The sequence below is a fragment of the Paenibacillus jamilae genome, from assembly GCF_050482105.1.
Classification (GTDB): Bacteria; Bacillota; Bacilli; order Paenibacillales; family Paenibacillaceae; genus Paenibacillus; species Paenibacillus jamilae_B.
The window spans coordinates 1-16,474 of record NZ_JBCNHI010000004.1 but is presented as its reverse complement, the minus strand read 5'-3'; the positions used below and the strand labels follow the sequence as shown (position 1 = coordinate 16,474).

The 16,474-nt window shown below is 43.4% G+C and carries 14 protein-coding genes; 1 reads left to right on the top strand and 13 read right to left on the bottom strand.

Features of this window, described 5'->3' with window-relative positions:
- Positions 1–33 precede the first annotated feature (33 nt).
- The 3 genes from ABEW32_RS03390 to ABEW32_RS03380 form a co-directional block, all read right to left on the bottom strand.
- On the bottom strand, positions 34–4,632 hold the full coding sequence (locus ABEW32_RS03390; protein ID WP_430184714.1) for a fibronectin type III domain-containing protein: 4,599 nt from the start codon (positions 4,630–4,632) through the stop codon (positions 34–36).
- A 231-nt stretch (positions 4,633–4,863) separates the two neighbouring features.
- Positions 4,864–5,742 (bottom strand): hypothetical protein, encoded by an 879-nt coding sequence (locus tag ABEW32_RS03385; RefSeq protein WP_430184712.1) that lies wholly within the window; start codon positions 5,740–5,742, stop codon positions 4,864–4,866.
- A 213-nt stretch (positions 5,743–5,955) separates the two neighbouring features.
- Positions 5,956–7,422, bottom strand: coding sequence for an Ig-like domain-containing protein (locus tag ABEW32_RS03380; RefSeq protein ID WP_430184710.1), 1,467 nt, complete (start codon positions 7,420–7,422; stop codon positions 5,956–5,958).
- Positions 7,423–7,760: 338 nt separating this feature from the next.
- Between ABEW32_RS03380 and ABEW32_RS03375 the strand changes: the two genes are divergently transcribed.
- On the top strand, positions 7,761–8,249 hold the full coding sequence (locus ABEW32_RS03375; protein WP_430184708.1) for a hypothetical protein: 489 nt from the start codon (positions 7,761–7,763) through the stop codon (positions 8,247–8,249).
- A 40-nt stretch (positions 8,250–8,289) separates the two neighbouring features.
- On the opposite strand, the gene ABEW32_RS03370 is transcribed toward ABEW32_RS03375, so the two are convergent.
- The 10 genes from ABEW32_RS03370 to moaA all read right to left on the bottom strand — a co-directional run bounded on the left by ABEW32_RS03370 (position 8,290) and on the right by moaA (position 15,953).
- On the bottom strand, positions 8,290–9,120 hold the full coding sequence (locus ABEW32_RS03370; RefSeq protein WP_430184706.1) for a siderophore biosynthesis protein: 831 nt from the start codon (positions 9,118–9,120) through the stop codon (positions 8,290–8,292).
- Positions 9,121–9,145: 25 nt separating this feature from the next.
- Entirely contained in the window at positions 9,146–9,583 is a 438-nt protein-coding gene (locus tag ABEW32_RS03365; RefSeq protein ID WP_013372243.1) for an AAA family ATPase, read from the bottom strand.
- Between the two features lie 65 nt (positions 9,584–9,648).
- Entirely contained in the window at positions 9,649–9,996 is a 348-nt protein-coding gene (locus tag ABEW32_RS03360) for a Na-translocating system protein MpsC family protein (protein WP_164964642.1), read from the bottom strand.
- Between the two features lie 190 nt (positions 9,997–10,186).
- The gene (modB, locus tag ABEW32_RS03355) at positions 10,187–10,852 is read right to left on the bottom strand and encodes a molybdate ABC transporter permease subunit (protein ID WP_430184704.1); all 666 of its coding nucleotides are present in this window, start codon (positions 10,850–10,852) and stop codon (positions 10,187–10,189) included.
- A gap of 27 nt (positions 10,853–10,879) precedes the next feature.
- Positions 10,880–11,695 (bottom strand): molybdate ABC transporter substrate-binding protein, encoded by an 816-nt coding sequence (gene modA / locus ABEW32_RS03350; RefSeq protein ID WP_430184702.1) that lies wholly within the window; start codon positions 11,693–11,695, stop codon positions 10,880–10,882.
- Positions 11,696–11,770: 75 nt separating this feature from the next.
- Positions 11,771–12,850 (bottom strand): thiazole biosynthesis adenylyltransferase ThiF, encoded by a 1,080-nt coding sequence (locus ABEW32_RS03345; protein WP_430184700.1) that lies wholly within the window; start codon positions 12,848–12,850, stop codon positions 11,771–11,773.
- A gap of 89 nt (positions 12,851–12,939) precedes the next feature.
- Positions 12,940–13,644 carry a molybdenum cofactor biosynthesis protein gene (locus ABEW32_RS03340; protein ID WP_430184698.1) on the bottom strand — a complete coding sequence of 235 codons (705 nt, stop codon included), beginning with the start codon at positions 13,642–13,644 and terminating at the stop codon, positions 12,940–12,942.
- Positions 13,645–13,701: 57 nt separating this feature from the next.
- Positions 13,702–13,950, bottom strand: a complete 249-nt coding sequence (locus ABEW32_RS03335; RefSeq protein WP_430184696.1) for a MoaD/ThiS family protein — start codon at positions 13,948–13,950, stop codon at positions 13,702–13,704.
- 136 nt (positions 13,951–14,086) lie between these two features.
- Positions 14,087–14,899: a formate dehydrogenase accessory sulfurtransferase FdhD gene (gene fdhD, locus ABEW32_RS03330; RefSeq protein ID WP_430184694.1), complete on the bottom strand. Its 813-nt coding sequence runs from the start codon at positions 14,897–14,899 to the stop codon at positions 14,087–14,089.
- 40 nt (positions 14,900–14,939) lie between these two features.
- Positions 14,940–15,953 carry a GTP 3',8-cyclase MoaA gene (moaA, locus tag ABEW32_RS03325; RefSeq protein WP_430184692.1) on the bottom strand — a complete coding sequence of 338 codons (1,014 nt, stop codon included), beginning with the start codon at positions 15,951–15,953 and terminating at the stop codon, positions 14,940–14,942.
- Positions 15,954–16,474: the final 521 nt, after the last annotated feature.

Genomic DNA, 16,474 nt, shown 5'->3' with positions numbered 1-16,474 from the left:
AGGGGGGGTGGCTGACGTCCCCCCTGATTTTGGCTATTTCATATTTTTCATATGGAGCATATTATAAATCATATCAGCCGCTTCGGCACGCGTAACTTCCTGTTTGGCACGGAAGCTACCGTCTGGATATCCTTGCACTAAATTAATCTCGGTTAGACCAAGTACATCCTTTCTGGCCCACTCTACAATTTGAGAGGAATCTGAATATACACTGCTTTCTTGCTGTGGTGTAGCCTTGATAATGTTATTCACCATTTTAGCGGCCTGCTCCCGGTTTATGACCCGATTTGGACCGAAGACTTTGCTACTAAAACCTCGAGCGACTTGATCCTTAATTGCTGTTTTGAGCAAATCAACGTACCACGCAGATAGATCAATATCCTCGAAGTCTAGAGTCACATCTGTTTCGAGCGGTAATTTAAGAGAACGAACAAGCATCGAAGTAAATTCCATACGTGTTACGGGCCTGTTCGGTTCAAAAAGCGTGCTGGATGTTCCTTTAACTACACCCAAATCAGCAAGTGTATTTATCTTTTCTCTATTAAATACACGATCAATGTCACTAAAATGATTTGGCTTTGTCTCAATTGTTGAGTCTTGAAAGAACTCTGTTCCTGTTTTTGTCGGTTCCTCTACAACAGGCTGAATTGTTTTTACACCCCCCGCGCCTCCTGCTCCACCACCTGTGTCCACCGCATTTCCTGTAGTTTTGCCGTTCGCTTCTTTTGCCTCTGTGCGTTTTCCTTGACTATTTTCTGCCCAAAGTTGAACTGTATACATTTGCTTTTCTTTCAGCTGTCTCCAGATAAAAGCTCGATCCTTCCCACGATATAGGACTACTCCTTCACTAGCGAGAACAAAATTATCATTTTCATGCTCTGACTCCCAATGGATAATAAATTCACTATTCGTTGTTTCAGTCTTCGAAAATACAAATGCTGAAGACGGTAACGTCTCGACCTGACCTTCTGACTGCTTACCTTCACCGCTTGTGTTCACTGGCTTAACGGTAATACGATACAATGTAGAGCTGTCTAATCCGTCTACTTTAAACTCATGAGTGCTCGTATGACCGATAAGCATCTCGTTTTTGTAGACATTGTAAGCATCTGCACCCGGAGCTTCTTGCCATGTAATAAGCAAATCAGTATCCGTTACGCTTTTCACAACCAACCTACAATCTGGTATTTGACCTGGCAACGCTCGATACGTAAAGGGAGTTATGTCACCTTCCCCCGTGATATTCATCGCCTGTATACCAAACGAGTAAATTACACCAGGCTGGAAATCTGAAATTATGATGTGAGCTTTTCGTGTGTTAAAAGCTTCACCTGTATCTTTGCGGATTACAGCATATTGGGTAGCACTCTTGATTTCATCCCAGGCCAGCGAAATCTGTCCATTCCCAAGCTCCGTAACTTTGACATTTTGTACTTGAGGAGGAAGTGTCAGCAGTTCGCCCCACGCTGGTGGGCTGTAACCACTGCTGTTCCCACTGCTCACTTGAAAATTGTAGTTACTCCCACCTGCTAAACCAGATACAACTATCCGTGGTTCCGTACTATAATAATTTTGACCGTTGATTGTTACCTTATATTGAGTTGCCCCGTCAACCGGAGCCCATATCAATGTGGCATCGTGCTCGCGAACATCTACAGCTGCAAGTTGTAAGGCTGAATTAGGTAGCGTTAATACGTTGATAGACGTATCCAAACCCACACCACTTCGATTGTAAGCTCGAATTTTAATATTGGCCGGTCTGCCTGGTGGCAAGCCCTCAAAAGTATAAGAATAAATACCACGCGGAATCTGCACCTTTGGTTCATCGTTAACATTTAAGATGTACCCTTCAGCCCCCCGCACATCTTGCCATACTACACCAACAGAATATACATCCTTCGTTACACTTGAAAGTGTAGTTACCTGAGCTGACAATGTCATAACGCCGAGATGAGTGTAGCCTCCAAATCCTGTTGCATTTTCCGCAGATATACGATAGTTATACTCCGTTCCCGCCTGAAGTTCAGTATCGCTAAATTCTGTATACACATCGTTATAAACCGAGACCTTATCTCGCTCTAGGGCGTAGTAAGTGGCAGTGTTTACAGAATTCCACTTCAAGTCGATTCCATCTTCCCTTACAGTTACATTCCGGAATCCGTTTGGGCTGTCTGGTAGACTTAAAAAAGATACATGCTTTGCTGCGCCCTCTCCCGTGTCATTTATAGCGGATACAGAAACTTCGTAATACTTACCAGGCTCCATGTCTTTAATAGAGTTATACACATCTTGTGTAACCGTATCCTTAAATATGATTTCTCCCGTACTTGCGTCCGCAGCTGTAATATTATATTTATTAGCTGAAAAAACTGGCGTAAAGTTGACCATGATTTCTGCTGAATGACGAGAGGCCGGTCGCAACTGAACATGCTCAGGCGCATCAGGTAACGTTAATACACGGACTCGATTAGAATATGCATTGCCTCCTACATGATTACTGCAACGCAGTTCATACTCGTATTCATGTCCTCCTAATAGCCCTGTATCTGTAAAAGAATTTGTCGGATGGTTAACATCCCAAACCTCATTTGTTGTTAGATTTCGGACTGTATAGACATAACCATCATCAAGACCAGAGGGTAGAGGCCATTGCAAATCAACCTCTGTGTTGCGTACAGATGTCGCCGAAAGCACAACCGGCTGCGGTTGCTTTTGAATGCGAAGTGCACTGCTGACCGTTTCATACATGTTTCCTGCCTGGTCTTTCACCTTCGCATGGACATACCATTCACCTTCATTTGAGAGATCCAGCTGGACTATTGGTTCGGCTGCAGCCTCCCAGTTTTCGGGTGAATCGGAGCTGTTGGTGATTTTATACTGCATTGTTGATGGATCAATCCCCGAGTGCTGGTCAGTATATTGTATGTTCACATGAATATTAGTATCTTTCCATTCACGCATATTGGGTGTCAGTTGAATGCTCGGCGGCTCCAAATCGATATAAGACATTGCGTCCACCGGAACGCTTCGATTTCCAGCTGCATCTACAGCTTGAGCAGTCACTTTTACAATTCCCGAACTATTTAATATTCCCGATGAACCAGGTACATAAGCGCCAGAACCCAATTGATATTCATAATGCACTGCTGTAGTATCCGTTGCACCCGAAAGTGTAAACTGTATTGGTTTATTGATATATCGGGTAGGATTCGTTACCTCAGAAAACATAACTTTCGGAGGGCTGGGTTTGGTACGATCAATCATGACCGATTGAGTCACAATGGGACTAGACACATCAAGATTATTGATCGTCCGCGCTGATAGTTCGTAACTCCCTTCTGCATTTAATGTGAAAATGCCATTGTATGTCAGCCACTCCCCTGTTGGACTCAAACGATACTGTGTCTTCTTAATTCCATTTGTAGAGTCACTTCCTGACTCAATGGCAATGTCCACGCCACGATTCGTTGGACCCGCTTCGCTAGCCCGTATAATAGGAGCCGTCGGCCCTTTTTTATCAATCGTGACTTCTTTGCTTACCTCCAGACTCACATTACCGACGCTATCAATGGAACGAGCATAAATTGTGCTTTTGCCATCTTGATTCACATGAAATACTCCACCATAATCCTGCCAATCCTGATTTACAACGCCGGTCAACCGAAATTGAGTATGAGCTAGTCCAGAATAATCATCTGCACCCGGATGTAATGAAATGGTATATTCATTACTATTTCCTGTTGCCTCAATAATGGGGGGAGTTGGCGGCATCCTGTCTATCCGTACATTCGCGGAAGAAAGACCACTATACTGGTTATTGACGTCCACTGTTCGGGCATAAATTGTATTTACACCATGATCATTGACAGTGAAGGGACCAGTGTATTGCTGAAATACTCCTCCATTCAGGCTATATTCATAATATTTTAGTCCTTCAGGAGCCACATCCCCATTGATCCACACGGTTACAGGCTCTTTCGTCCACCCTGTAACCGCCTGTCCCTCTGTGTCTGCATGAATCTGGGGTGGTTTAGGCATAAGGTCCAATTTGGGAATAACACGGATTCCAAACCTGGATATATCATTACTTGTCTGTTGGTTAGTTCCCATCGCTCTGAAATAGCGAACATCCCTTAATGTAATTGAGTCAGTAATATCTATCCATTTTCCCTGGTAGTAGCTATCGGCATAGAATTTCGTTACATTAGTCCATGTATATAAATTCGTACCGTTAGGTCTCCAACTGTCGCCCGCAGCAGCATTCGATGTATATATATCTGTATGATAAGACCCCTCAATGTAAACAAAAATCCTGTAATCCGAAGCCTTAATAGATCTTCCAATATCAATAAAACGATTTGTCGGCTGTTTAGTTCCATCACATGTATACCTTGCCGAACCCATGCCAGTGTATACTTCCGTTGCTCCTATCCCACTTCCCAACCAAGAGCCCCAACTGTCGCCCCCACCCGGCAAATTGTTTTGGCAAAAGGGACCTCCGATGATTTCCTGGGTAGCAGCTGATACCCTTTCCGGGAATATGGGAATGGTCATTAATAAGAGGAGTAAAGCCAATACTCCATACACCCATTTATTGTGCTTCCTAACCTTTCGTTTATTTTTTCGATACATACACTTCTCCTTACTTTATTTTATTTTCAAAGAGTCCTACATACTCGCTTTGATTAAAATAGAAAAAGCACCTCAAACGAAGGCAATCATGCCTAGGTTCGAGGTGCTTCCTCAAGTTCACGAGTATGTTTTGAAGCTATTATACTTCGTTCCAAACAGGATGTAAACAGCACAGCAAAATGAACTGTAATAAATTTTTGAAATTCTCATCTCAGAGACCCTTTTGAAGCTTTAATTGGCCTGAACACCCAAATTCCGTAAAAATCCCCGCATATTTTGCATGTAAGCATCCTGAACAGAAGAAGATTCCTGAAGAAGATTTTGCATACTATTCATAAACGCGGAAGCTGAGGATGTATCCGCTTTGTCAAACTGATTCGTTAACTGTGGTTTATTTAACAGCTCTTCAGTCTGTCCTGTACGTTCCTTGTATTTATTAATCCAATCAGGGTGTTGAGGAACCTTTTGCGCAAAACTCAATAGCTGGCTTAATCCATTTCCTCCACCCTTAATGTCATTCATGAACGCAGTATATTTTTGAGGATCGACCTGTTTCATCACTTCCGACAGCTTGACATAGTCCTCAGGAGCACCTATCGGACGATCTGTTGGAGTCGTGTAGCTAATATCTCCGGTCTCTGAATCAATGGTTCGTGTTAAGGCAATACCAGCTATCTGGTTCATGGTTTCCATAAATTCCTTAGCTTTATCGCCCTCCATGTAATGATCTGCAATATACCTGGACTGGGAAACTCCCATCTCCAGCAATACTGCGCGCTGCTTCTCATCCGTTACCGTTCCATCGACGATAAAATTGGATTGAATCATGTTGTACACAGCATCGGATACTTCTTCCGGTTGGTCCTCCAAAACCCGGTTTAATGCATCATTGATCTGTGTTGTACCGAAATACTTGGCAGCATGTGACACGATATCCCCTTCAGCCAGCTTTCTGCCAGCTTCACTAATCTCCACGGTGTCCTGAACGACGAACCTGGAGATTTTTTCTTCATGGAGCTGGGGGGATGGAACTTGCTTGCTTGCCGGATTGATCCGTAAGCTACCAGAGCTAAGAACCGCTTGTTGTGCTCTAAGAGGTTCAAAATTCATCCTATTTCCTCCTGTCATGTTTGTAACAGGCAATCTAAGGCGTATGTATAATTGTAATGTAATCCTGTTGCTATATATATCGGACAAAGCATATATGGAATGAATATATGCTTTGTCCTAAAAATGAACAATTTTTGAAGCAAGCTCCTGACTCTGAATGTAAATTGTTAAAACAAACAAGCTGACGCTATCACCACTTTTTAGAACAGTACATCAACCACCATAAATGCTATAAGCAAAGTGATACACAATATCTGTAGCTGTAAGTGAAGTACCTGACACCTGGGCAGCTACACCTGAAAGATCATAGTAATGTGTAAAGCTTATAGGTCCAGACAAGTATTCCGCAATACTTCCTGTTGAATGCGGCAGGGAAAGGGTCACACTAAAGGCTCCATTTTGATCCGTATAACCAGTGCCTGTACGAGTTCGATTCCCGCTACTTTCAGTCCAGTTCTGGTTCAACCATGTCACATTAACTGGCGCATTTGCTACTGGATAATTATCCGTTGTAGTAACGACACCCTTTACAGTCAGGCTGGTGTTTCCATTAACCCGATAATGGCGACCGTAAGAGTAGGACGGATAGTCATTCGGACCGTTTTTAGAGTCGTAACCGTTAATTACAATTTTTCCAGCCCGAAGTATTGGTTTAAGTGTCAGTGCATATAAATGGTCGGGTGAATACTGGTTGGTGGTGTACACTCGCACATAGTAGGTTCCCGTATTCAAAGTGACATTATGATTGGTTTGCGGCAGAAGCACCATTTGGTTGCCACTAAGAGCCCCGTAAACTTCCGCTTTGTAACCGTAGCTTTCCGAAGCGCTGTCCAGTTTGACATTCAAACCATCATAATTGCGATTCGCAGGAATTGTGATTTGATACCAATCGTTGTCAATTCCTGAATGAATGGAGCGTGAATTCAGGGTAGAGCCCCCTGTACTAAATGTAAAGTTATAGGCATGAAAAGCACTCTCATCCGGTTCATAGGCATCATATTGAGAGCTTATATCCACAGTTAAATAGAAAGGGTCATTTATGCTCGATCCCTTTTTGGAATGGACTGCAATTGCGTAAGCTTTCTCAGAACCGGTAGCATTGCGGCTTCCTACGTTTTCAGGAAGTGAGGCAGACCCATGTTCATACTTGTTAAAATAGGTTCCATAGGTGGAGGCATCAATAGCATTGGGGTTGATATCCCCTGTCGTCATATCAAATTCGTACAAGTATAAGTCATAGTCAAGCTGTTCTGAAAATGGACCATCCAATTGTGCCTGCAACAATTCACCTGGCTTCACATAAATCGGATATAAAAACTGTGTGCCTCCCTCTTCCGTAATTGTACCTGAATACGTAGCAGAAGAAGCTGTAGCTGCCGTTGGACTAGCTTTCAGGGAAGGAAGGGTCTCCCTTTTCAAAGAGAATGTCTCTGGTGCTTTGAAATTGATATTTTCCTGCATGTTATAAACGGAGGATGTAATACCTTCAGGCTTGTCCACCCGGGTTAAATGCTCAATAACATCTTCGTTGTTCGTTGTTAGCTGAAAACTGGAATCAGTTTCAATAGCTTGTTTTTCCTTGTTCATCTCTGTACCTTGACTTGCGTTTGCAGTCATCCCAAAAGCAAACAGGAGCATCAAGCTTAGCATAACTGAAATAGCCTTTCTGAACCTCTTCATACCGAAATCCCCTCTCAAATGGTTTAAGGAATTCCCGCTTTCCCCAGATAAACCAGGGCAATTTCTAGGCTGTTGTCTCCATGATAAAACATTTTTGGTTCTAATGGAATATACTATGCTAAATATTTTTAGTCGTCATTTCCTAAAATAGAAAGCTCTAGAATCAATAGATTAAATGAGTATACTAGGATAAAAGACTTACTTTAGACACTTTTTTTACCATAAAAAACCTACCATTCTCTTATTTATACGATATAATAAACTGATATGGGTAGTTCTTTTTGACTATAAAACATGTCTAATTACCCATAAACATACATAGAAAAAGGGGATTACAGATGAAAAAACTCGGTGTATTTATGTTAGTATTGTGTTGCTTTTCAATTTTGGCAGCATGCTCTACCGATCCGGTAAAAAAAGATTTAATCACGTATATGAATGACGGAATGCTTCCCTTAGGAAAAGATGAAAAAGCAGTAACTGAAAAATATGAAGCCGCGACCGGAGATAATTACACAGATGATCTAACACTTTATAATACCTTAAACGATGAAATCATCCCGGAATACACCAAATTTGTCGATAAAGTAGAAGCTGTAAAAACGGAAACTCCTGAGGTAAGAGCCGTTCATGAAATCTATATCAAGGCTGTTAACACTCAAAATGAAGCGTTCATTAAGTTGTTAGATGCACTGGATAAACAGGATCTGAACTTAGTCAATGAAAGTAACGCCAAGCTCAGCGAGGGTAGAAAGCTATTTAGAGATTTTGAAGAACAAGTTAACACACTGGCTAAAGAGCATGACGTAACGATCAATAAGAAATAAATTTTAAAGCTCCCTTATGGGGAGCTTTTTTTTCTATATCTTAGGAATACTCGAAGCAAATTACCGCTTTCCTTAATTCTCGATCATAAAATAAGTAAACCGTATCGGCCCCAAACGCCTGAAAATAATATCCGGTGAAAGAACCGATATAGGTAAATGTCTCACCATTGGCACGTTTAGGCACATGAAGCAGATTGGTTTGCTCAAACTGGAGCATTTCATCCAATGATTCCCCATATTCCTTGATGTAGCTTTGGGCCTTTTCAGACTGAAATGCGATATCATCCAAAATACCGTTGACTTCAGGATAGCTAAGTCCCCAACCACTAGATTGCTTTTCCTCAAAATCTCGGGTGAGTTCATCTACCGACTCTTTGGCATTTCCAAAGGAGGAATAAGGATAGATTTTATTGTTTTTCAGGAAAAAATCTTTACGTGCTTCGTAGTCTTGTTCATTAGCGATGTACACCTGTTCCAGCCCGCCCAACGCCATGATTTCTTTCTTCATACGTAGATATGCTTTATCCCCGGTAGATTTCAGCACTTCATAGTTAGCTTCCAATTGCGCTTTCTGATGGAGACTAAAATAGTTCCAGTTTGCTTCGAATTTGTATTTGCCGTCAATTACATCGAATCCCAGCATATCTTCCTTGGTATATGAGGTATGGAATTGCTGAGTATTTTCACCCACACAGCCTTCGTGGATTTCTTTTGCGGAAACAAAATGAAGCCACTCATCCTGCTCTGGAAATAAGAACTGGAGATTAATCGAGCAGATTGGCAGAAAGTGCTTGCGGTGATGTTCAAGATCGCTGGCAAATACGTCCTCGTATGCTGGAAAACGTTTGATAAATCTCTCTGGTATGTTCATGGATGCTCCTCCTAATTGTACGGTTCTATGGTTGCTTTTCGATCCGAAACGTCCCTTCACTCGAAATCACGCTGTAAATTTCATCAAATCCTTCTTCGTAACTTGGGACCTCTAGTTTACTCATTACACTTTTAATACCGATTTCAGGAATATACTCTTTGCCTGTGCGCTGCTCATTACGCTTAATAGATTCAGCATAATCAGGCTCAAAATAGTAGCCAATGATTTTAAACCCCTTATTTTTACAAGCATCTATATATTTCTTTCGTTCTTCGACTGTTGGATTGGTATTGTCCACTACAAAACGCTGCATCGTTTCGATGGAGGTCTGAAGGTACATATTTTCCCTATTCCGTGTTTTAAGCATATCCAAGTTTATCCGCATATGTGTTTTGAAGAATCGCTCTTTATAAAAAGTCGACTTGCCCGAAGCCTGAATTCCTATAAAAATAACACACTCCAAACCTCACACATCCTTATCCAAGTATACATATTGGTTAATATAATCTCTATTTTGTGAGAAGGTTTTTATTTCACAGCAATATTATCCTCAAAAACAAAAACGGAGATGGCTATATCTTCTTCCACTTTAATATCTGAAAATAAATGCAGTAAGCGGGAATCCATATAATCCTCCAGTTCTTTATTGAACTGTACAGGATAGATTTTTTGTACCATTTTGGTTCGAGCTGCGTGCACCATCTCTCTTCCTGCAACCTCTTGTGCAAGAAACTTTTCAGATGGAGTTAAATTACCGTATAGCATTGTGATGGCCATATTATCTACAAAGGTTGTATGTATACGTTCCGGGCCTTTTCCAAATAGCTCTTTACGTACTTTTCGAATAATTTCGTTAAAACCCGTTTCCTTTCTCATGTCGCACCGCTCTCCTAAATCTACTAAAATACTTGTTACTATTTCCATCATAACCTATTCCTATAATATAAAACAGAGATTAAGCGAAAGTGGTTCTTGAAACATGCTATGCTTACCATTGGACTTCATCGAAAAGAAAACACAGCCTGTCCGATCGGACAGACTGCGTATATTACTGAACCCAAATAGACTAATCTTTCACCAATCGACCCGACAGCATCAACATGATAAACGAGAATAAAATGATGACGGCCACCCAACTCCAGGAGAGTGTCATATTTCCGACTTCAGACGCAGTGTAAATCGCCGTAGGCAAGGTTTGAGTCTGTTCAGGAATATTACCCGCAAGCATCAGCGTAGCACCAAATTCCCCTAATCCTCGGGCAAATCCGAGAATGTACCCTGAAATGAGCGGTCGGTAGGCAAGGGGCATCGTTATATGGCGAAACACTTGCCATTCGGTAGCACCTTGCGCACGTGCAGCCTGCTCTATCTCGGGTTCTACAGCTTCAAAGCCTGCTTTAATCGTTCGGTAAGCCAGTGGAAAAGCAACAACTACGGCGGCCACCACTGCTGCTCCCCACGTAAAAACAATTGTCTGCTGGAACAGGCTTTCAAAGGCAGCGCCAATCCAGCCTTTCCTTCCCAGCAAGATGAGTAAAATAAAGCCGACAACAGTGGGTGGCAAAACGAGTGGAAGAAGGAGGACGGTCTCGATCACGCTGCTTCCTCTCCGCAGCTTCCAGTTCGCCATCATCCACGCTACCACAGTTGCTAATAAAAAGACAATGATGCTGGCAACGACAGCGACTTTAACAGATACGATAACCGGAGGAAAAAAAGCCGACCAATTCAACGGGACCCCCTCCTTTATCTGTGAATTCTATTTCTTTTCTGCTGGGGTTGAAAATCCATCCTTACTGAATACGCTCATAGCTTCATCGGTACGCAGGAAATCAACGAACTCGCCTGCCTCCTTGTTGTGTTTGGTTGCTTTTACAATGCCTTCCGGGTACAGGATAGGTGCATGCAATTCCTCAGGTACTTCTAGTGCTACGACTGTTTTATCGGATGATTTGGCATCTGTCAAATAAACGAGTCCAGCATCGGCATTGCCTGTTTCAACATAGTTTAATACCTGTCTTACGTCTTTGGCAAATACCATTTTCGGCTCCAGCTTGTCCCATAATCCGGCCTTTGTCAGCGATTCTTTGGAATACTGTCCAGCCGGAACGGTAGTAGGCTCCCCAACGGCAAGCTTCATGAAAGAAGGACTTGTCAGATCATTGAGTGTAATGCTCTTGTTATCTGTGCTCTTCGCCTTATCTTGCGGAACAACCACAACCAGTTTATTTTGGAGCAATACACTATCCTTTTCTACCAAAGAAGCATCGGTTAAAGCCTTCATTTGCTTCATACCTGCCGAAATAAATACATCAGCGGGCGCACCCTGCTCAATTTGTTTTTGTAATGTCCCGGATGAAGCATAGTTAAAGCTAAGCTTGATATCTGGGTGCTGCTTTTCATACTGTTCTTTTAGCGTATTCAGACTATCTTGAAGGCTCGCTGCGGCGGATATAATCAACTCTGTTTTAGGTGCAGACGGTGTCGATTGTACAGCAGCCGGAGACGAGCATCCAGCCAGAACCCATGCCAACAATCCAACGAACATGAAAATGTAACCGAATTTCTTTTTCAATTTACTTTTCCCCTGTCCTCTAAATTCCGTAAGGAGGTGACAGCGTACATCTCATTACGGTCTGAATCTATTGGGTCAACCCAAATATTTGTGATAAATAGATCTCGCCTCGGCGATATCCTTGGTGCCATGAATGAGAACACGTCCATCCTGAAAAAGAACCATCCGGTGCACTCCAATGACGGCGGATACTAGGTATGAATTATGTTCCACTTTGCCCCCCTGACGAGACAGCAGACGAGCGGCTTCGTTCAGATTACGTACAGCACCCATGACCGGTCGAATCTGAACTGTATCACGCCCACACAGTACCGCCGTTTTGGCCTGATGCTCCGCTTGTAAAAATGGATACACCGGATGCTCACCACACGTCGGGCAATCGGCTTTCTTCATGGCGCTAATCTGGATCGCCTGATGCTGATTATTCCATAGATCGAAGGAAATCAGCTTACCCTGCAGAGCTGAATTGTCCCCAGTCAGCAGCTTTAATGCTTCGGCACTTTGGTAGGCTGCAACCATCTGTACAGCTGGACTAATGACACCGACCGTATCACAGGTCGCACCTCCGAGCGGTACAGTTCCGAGCAGACAATGCAGACAGGGTGTCTGCCCCGGAACGATCGTAAAGGTTGTCCCGTAACTGCCTACACACGCTCCGTAAATCCAAGGAATTTGATGCTTTACAGCGTAATCGTTCAAAAGCAGACGTGTATCGAAATTATCAGTGGCATCTACGATGAGGTCGACCCCTGCCGCAATATCGCTGATTTCCTCCAGCGATACATCTTGGACTAGCGCACGGATGTCCACGTCCGAATTGATTTGCTGCAATCGCCTCTGGGCGGCTACTGCCTTGGGGATCTGTTCACGAGCATCCGCTTCGTCATAAAGTTGCTGACGTTGCAGGTTGCTCCAATCCACATAATCTCGGTCTACCAACGTCAACCGTCCGATGCCCGCTCGCACCAGCATGTCCGCGTTGGCCGTTCCCAGTGCTCCGGCACCTACCATTAACACATGCTTGCTGCGGATATGTTGTTGTCCTGTCGGCCCGATTCTTCCGAATAATTCTTGTCTTGAATATCTGGCGTGGGACGCCTGCGTGTGTGCTTCTGCATCCGCATCCGTTGTTGGGTCCTTTTTCATTTCAGACATCGTTATTTACGCCCCCATACTTCTAATCCATTAATTGCTGTAAGTTGATCAGTCAACATAAAGTCCAGATGTCCCGCCTAACATGAAGGTTATGGGGTGCTATGAGGATTCCAGCCACCTAGCTGGTGTCCCTTCCACTCTGAGCCATCCTCCCACACTTCCTTTTTCCAAATCGGTACAATTTGCTTTAAGCGTTCAATGGCATGGCGGCTGGCCTCGTAGCAAGCATCACGGTGCGCAGCAGAAACAGCAATCACGACACTGGTCTCTCCAATTCTTACCGTACCAAGCCGATGTGTCATGGCAATACGTGTTGACGGCCAACGATCTGCAATCTCGTCGCCAATCTGCTTCATCGTGTTCATCGCCATCGGGACATACGCTTCATATTCAAGCAGCACCGTTCGCTGACCTTGTGTAAATTCCCGAGTCGTACCATTAAAGGTCAAAGAAGCCCCATGTGAAGGGTCGTGTACCTTGGAGGTTACCGCGTCGGCATCAATCGGGTCGTAGGTAATAGCGTATAAGCCACATGCTGAAACGACCGTCTCCATGCCGGGTGCTGACTGATGAAGAGCAATTGCGTCTGATGGAAGCACAAGCTCACCCGGAGAAGCCAGCTTTTTTTGATGGGTAAAAAAAGAACCTGACAGTTGTGAAGCTAACTCCGGGTACAGCTCATTCAGCCTTGCTCGAATGTCTGCAATAGTCACCGTTTCCTGTGAAAGTTCTACGGTGATCACGTCACCAAAATGCTCCGCCAATCCTGCGAATAGTTGAATATGGTATTGCATATGCATCTAACCCCCTTTGTACCTTTATTCTTTAATTAATCTAGCTGTTACTAGAGCTCATCCTCCTGAAACCGGAGGAATAATTGCAATCTCATCATGTATACTTACCAAATCCTCAGGAGCAGCGTAAGCTTGATTCCTGGCAACAAAAGCCCCCTGCAACTGCACTGCTGCTTCAGGGAAATATTGAGACAGCAAGTCTTTTAATGCGTTGACAGTCATCGTTTCCTGATCAGCAGGCACCGTGATCATAGGACTTCCCATCAGCTCTGCAAGTCCAGCAAATACTTGAATATGATAGTTCATTAAGTAGGTTCCCCCCTTTCAGGCACATGGACTGACCATCGGACGTACACCAAGAAAAACCAACATGAACTAATACCTCGAAAGGTTTTATTCCATGCTGGTTAACGATGATGGTCTACATTGATTATTTTTTATATTATATTTTAGATTCGACCAGTTCATCAATCCGCTCCGTGTGCGTGTATACGTTCAAAGAACGACTTCGTATAAAGCCGACAGTAGTAATTCCCAGATCCTCTGCCAATTCAAGTGCAAGCTCTGTGGGAGCTGACTTGGACAGAACCACCTCACAACCAATCTTTGCAACCTTCAACAAAATTTCAGAAGAAATGCGCCCACTGAATACGATGATTTTATCCTGTAACATAATATCATGCTTTAGGCAGTGCCCATAGATTTTATCAAGCGCATTGTGTCGTCCGATATCCATTCTGGACAGGATTATTCCGTCTTTGTCACACAGCGCGGCATTGTGAACGCCACCCGTCTCCTGAAACGTACGCGCCGAGTTTTGCATCAAATTCATCAGCCGGAAGCAGTCGTCAAAAGACACCGTAACATGAGTATCATTCATTCTTTTTGCCACTTTGGCATCATTTATAAAGTAAAATCCCTGTCTACTTTTGCCGCAACAGGAGGTAATGTATCGCTTGGAATGAAAGTTTTGATAAAACTCATTCATCCGACGGGTTTTAATATGAATGAAACCTTCTTTTTCCTGAACCCAAATATCTTCGATGTCATCATACCGTTGAATGACGCCTTCAGAAGCCAAAAAGCCTACTACCATATCCTCAACATACTCTGGTGTACAAACCATGGTGGCAAATTCCTGCTGATTGATTTTAATGGTCACCGGATACTCCGTCACCACATTATCTTCAAAACGCTTGATTTGACCGTCCTGATAACGTAGAATCTCGCGTTTTACTTCAGCCGGCTTTTCCATGTGCTCAACTCCCTTGTTTCTGACAGGCTGGCTCTTCGGTTCACCCGCCGATATGTGACATTTCAATTTTGGACGATGCTTGCCTTGTATGAGTCAACCGTTCCTCTGAATATCGATCGGTACGTCCTCTCCAAACATGCTCAATGTAAGATCTAATCTCATCATCGGACTGCTCGGACCGCAGCATCGTGCGAAGCTTGTACCCTTTGGACGCAAATAGGCACGTGTACAAGGAGCCCTCAGCAGAAATTCTCGCCCGTGTACATGTGGAGCAGAAGGCGTCCGTAACGGATGAAATGATGCCGATCTCCCCGTCTCTATCCAGATATCTATAGCGCGTCGCCACTTCACCCTTGTACTGAGGCGGAACAGGTTCTAACGGCATGTGCTCGTGGATGGTTTCAATGATCTGCTGCTTGGAAACCACCTGATCCAATTTCCAGCCATTGGTGTTGCCTACATCCATAAACTCAACAAAGCGCAAAATATGCTTTTTCTTCTGAAAATAGTCGGCCATAGGCACGATATCCTGATCGTTAAAGCCCTTCTGCACGACCATATTTATTTTCACCTGCATTCCTGCTTGAGCTGCAGCCTCAATACCTTCCAGCACGGCCTTTACACTGCTTCTCCCCCCGTTCATTCGGCGGAATCGATCATCATCAAGTGAATCTAGACTAACCGTCACTCGCTTCAGTCCTGCCTCTCGCAGTAAGACTGCATACTTAGGCAAAAATACCCCGTTTGTCGTCATGGCAATATCTTCAACTCCATCGAGTTGAGTTAACGAATGAATAAGCGAGGATAAATCTCTTCTCAGCAACGGCTCCCCACCAGTAATACGCAGCTTTGTAACACCCAGCGAGACAAAAATACGAGAGAGACGCGTAATTTCCTCAAAGGTCAATATTTTTTCTTTTGGCAAAAACGGATAGTCATGGCCAAATATTTCTTCAGGCATACAATATCGGCACCGAAAATTACATCGGTCTATGACGGATATTCTCAAGTCCCGTAACGGACGATTCCATTGATCGTCGCTCCGGTTCGCCATCCCGTTCACCTCAATCCGTCTTCATTAATAAACCTCTTTAAGCTGTAAACTGAACCAAAAAACCGGCATCACAACAACTTCTTCGCGTATGAATATCGAAGAATCTGCTAAATGCCGGTTAATTTATCTACATCAGGATTTAACGAATCCTCACATCATGTGATATAGAAAAATCAAACTAACAAGCGCTGCGCCAAATAAAATATACGCGATTCCCACGTACACTCCATTCACGAATGCCCTCAAATAGATTACATTCCTATTGTTAGCAATCCTGGAACGTTTGTCAATGTTTTTTCGATTTCTCAATCGATAATCATTATCAATTAAAAATTTTAATAATTCACCGTTGAACTATCTTAAATTTTACGCTATAGTTACACCAGATGACATGCAGAAAATGACATATCTGATCTATTGATATACAGACGGTGCGTACTGTTTGGTATTAATACATACTCCTATGGCGGATTGGCCTCCAGGACCTAGAGCTTGGTTACTACTCCACCATAAACACAAGT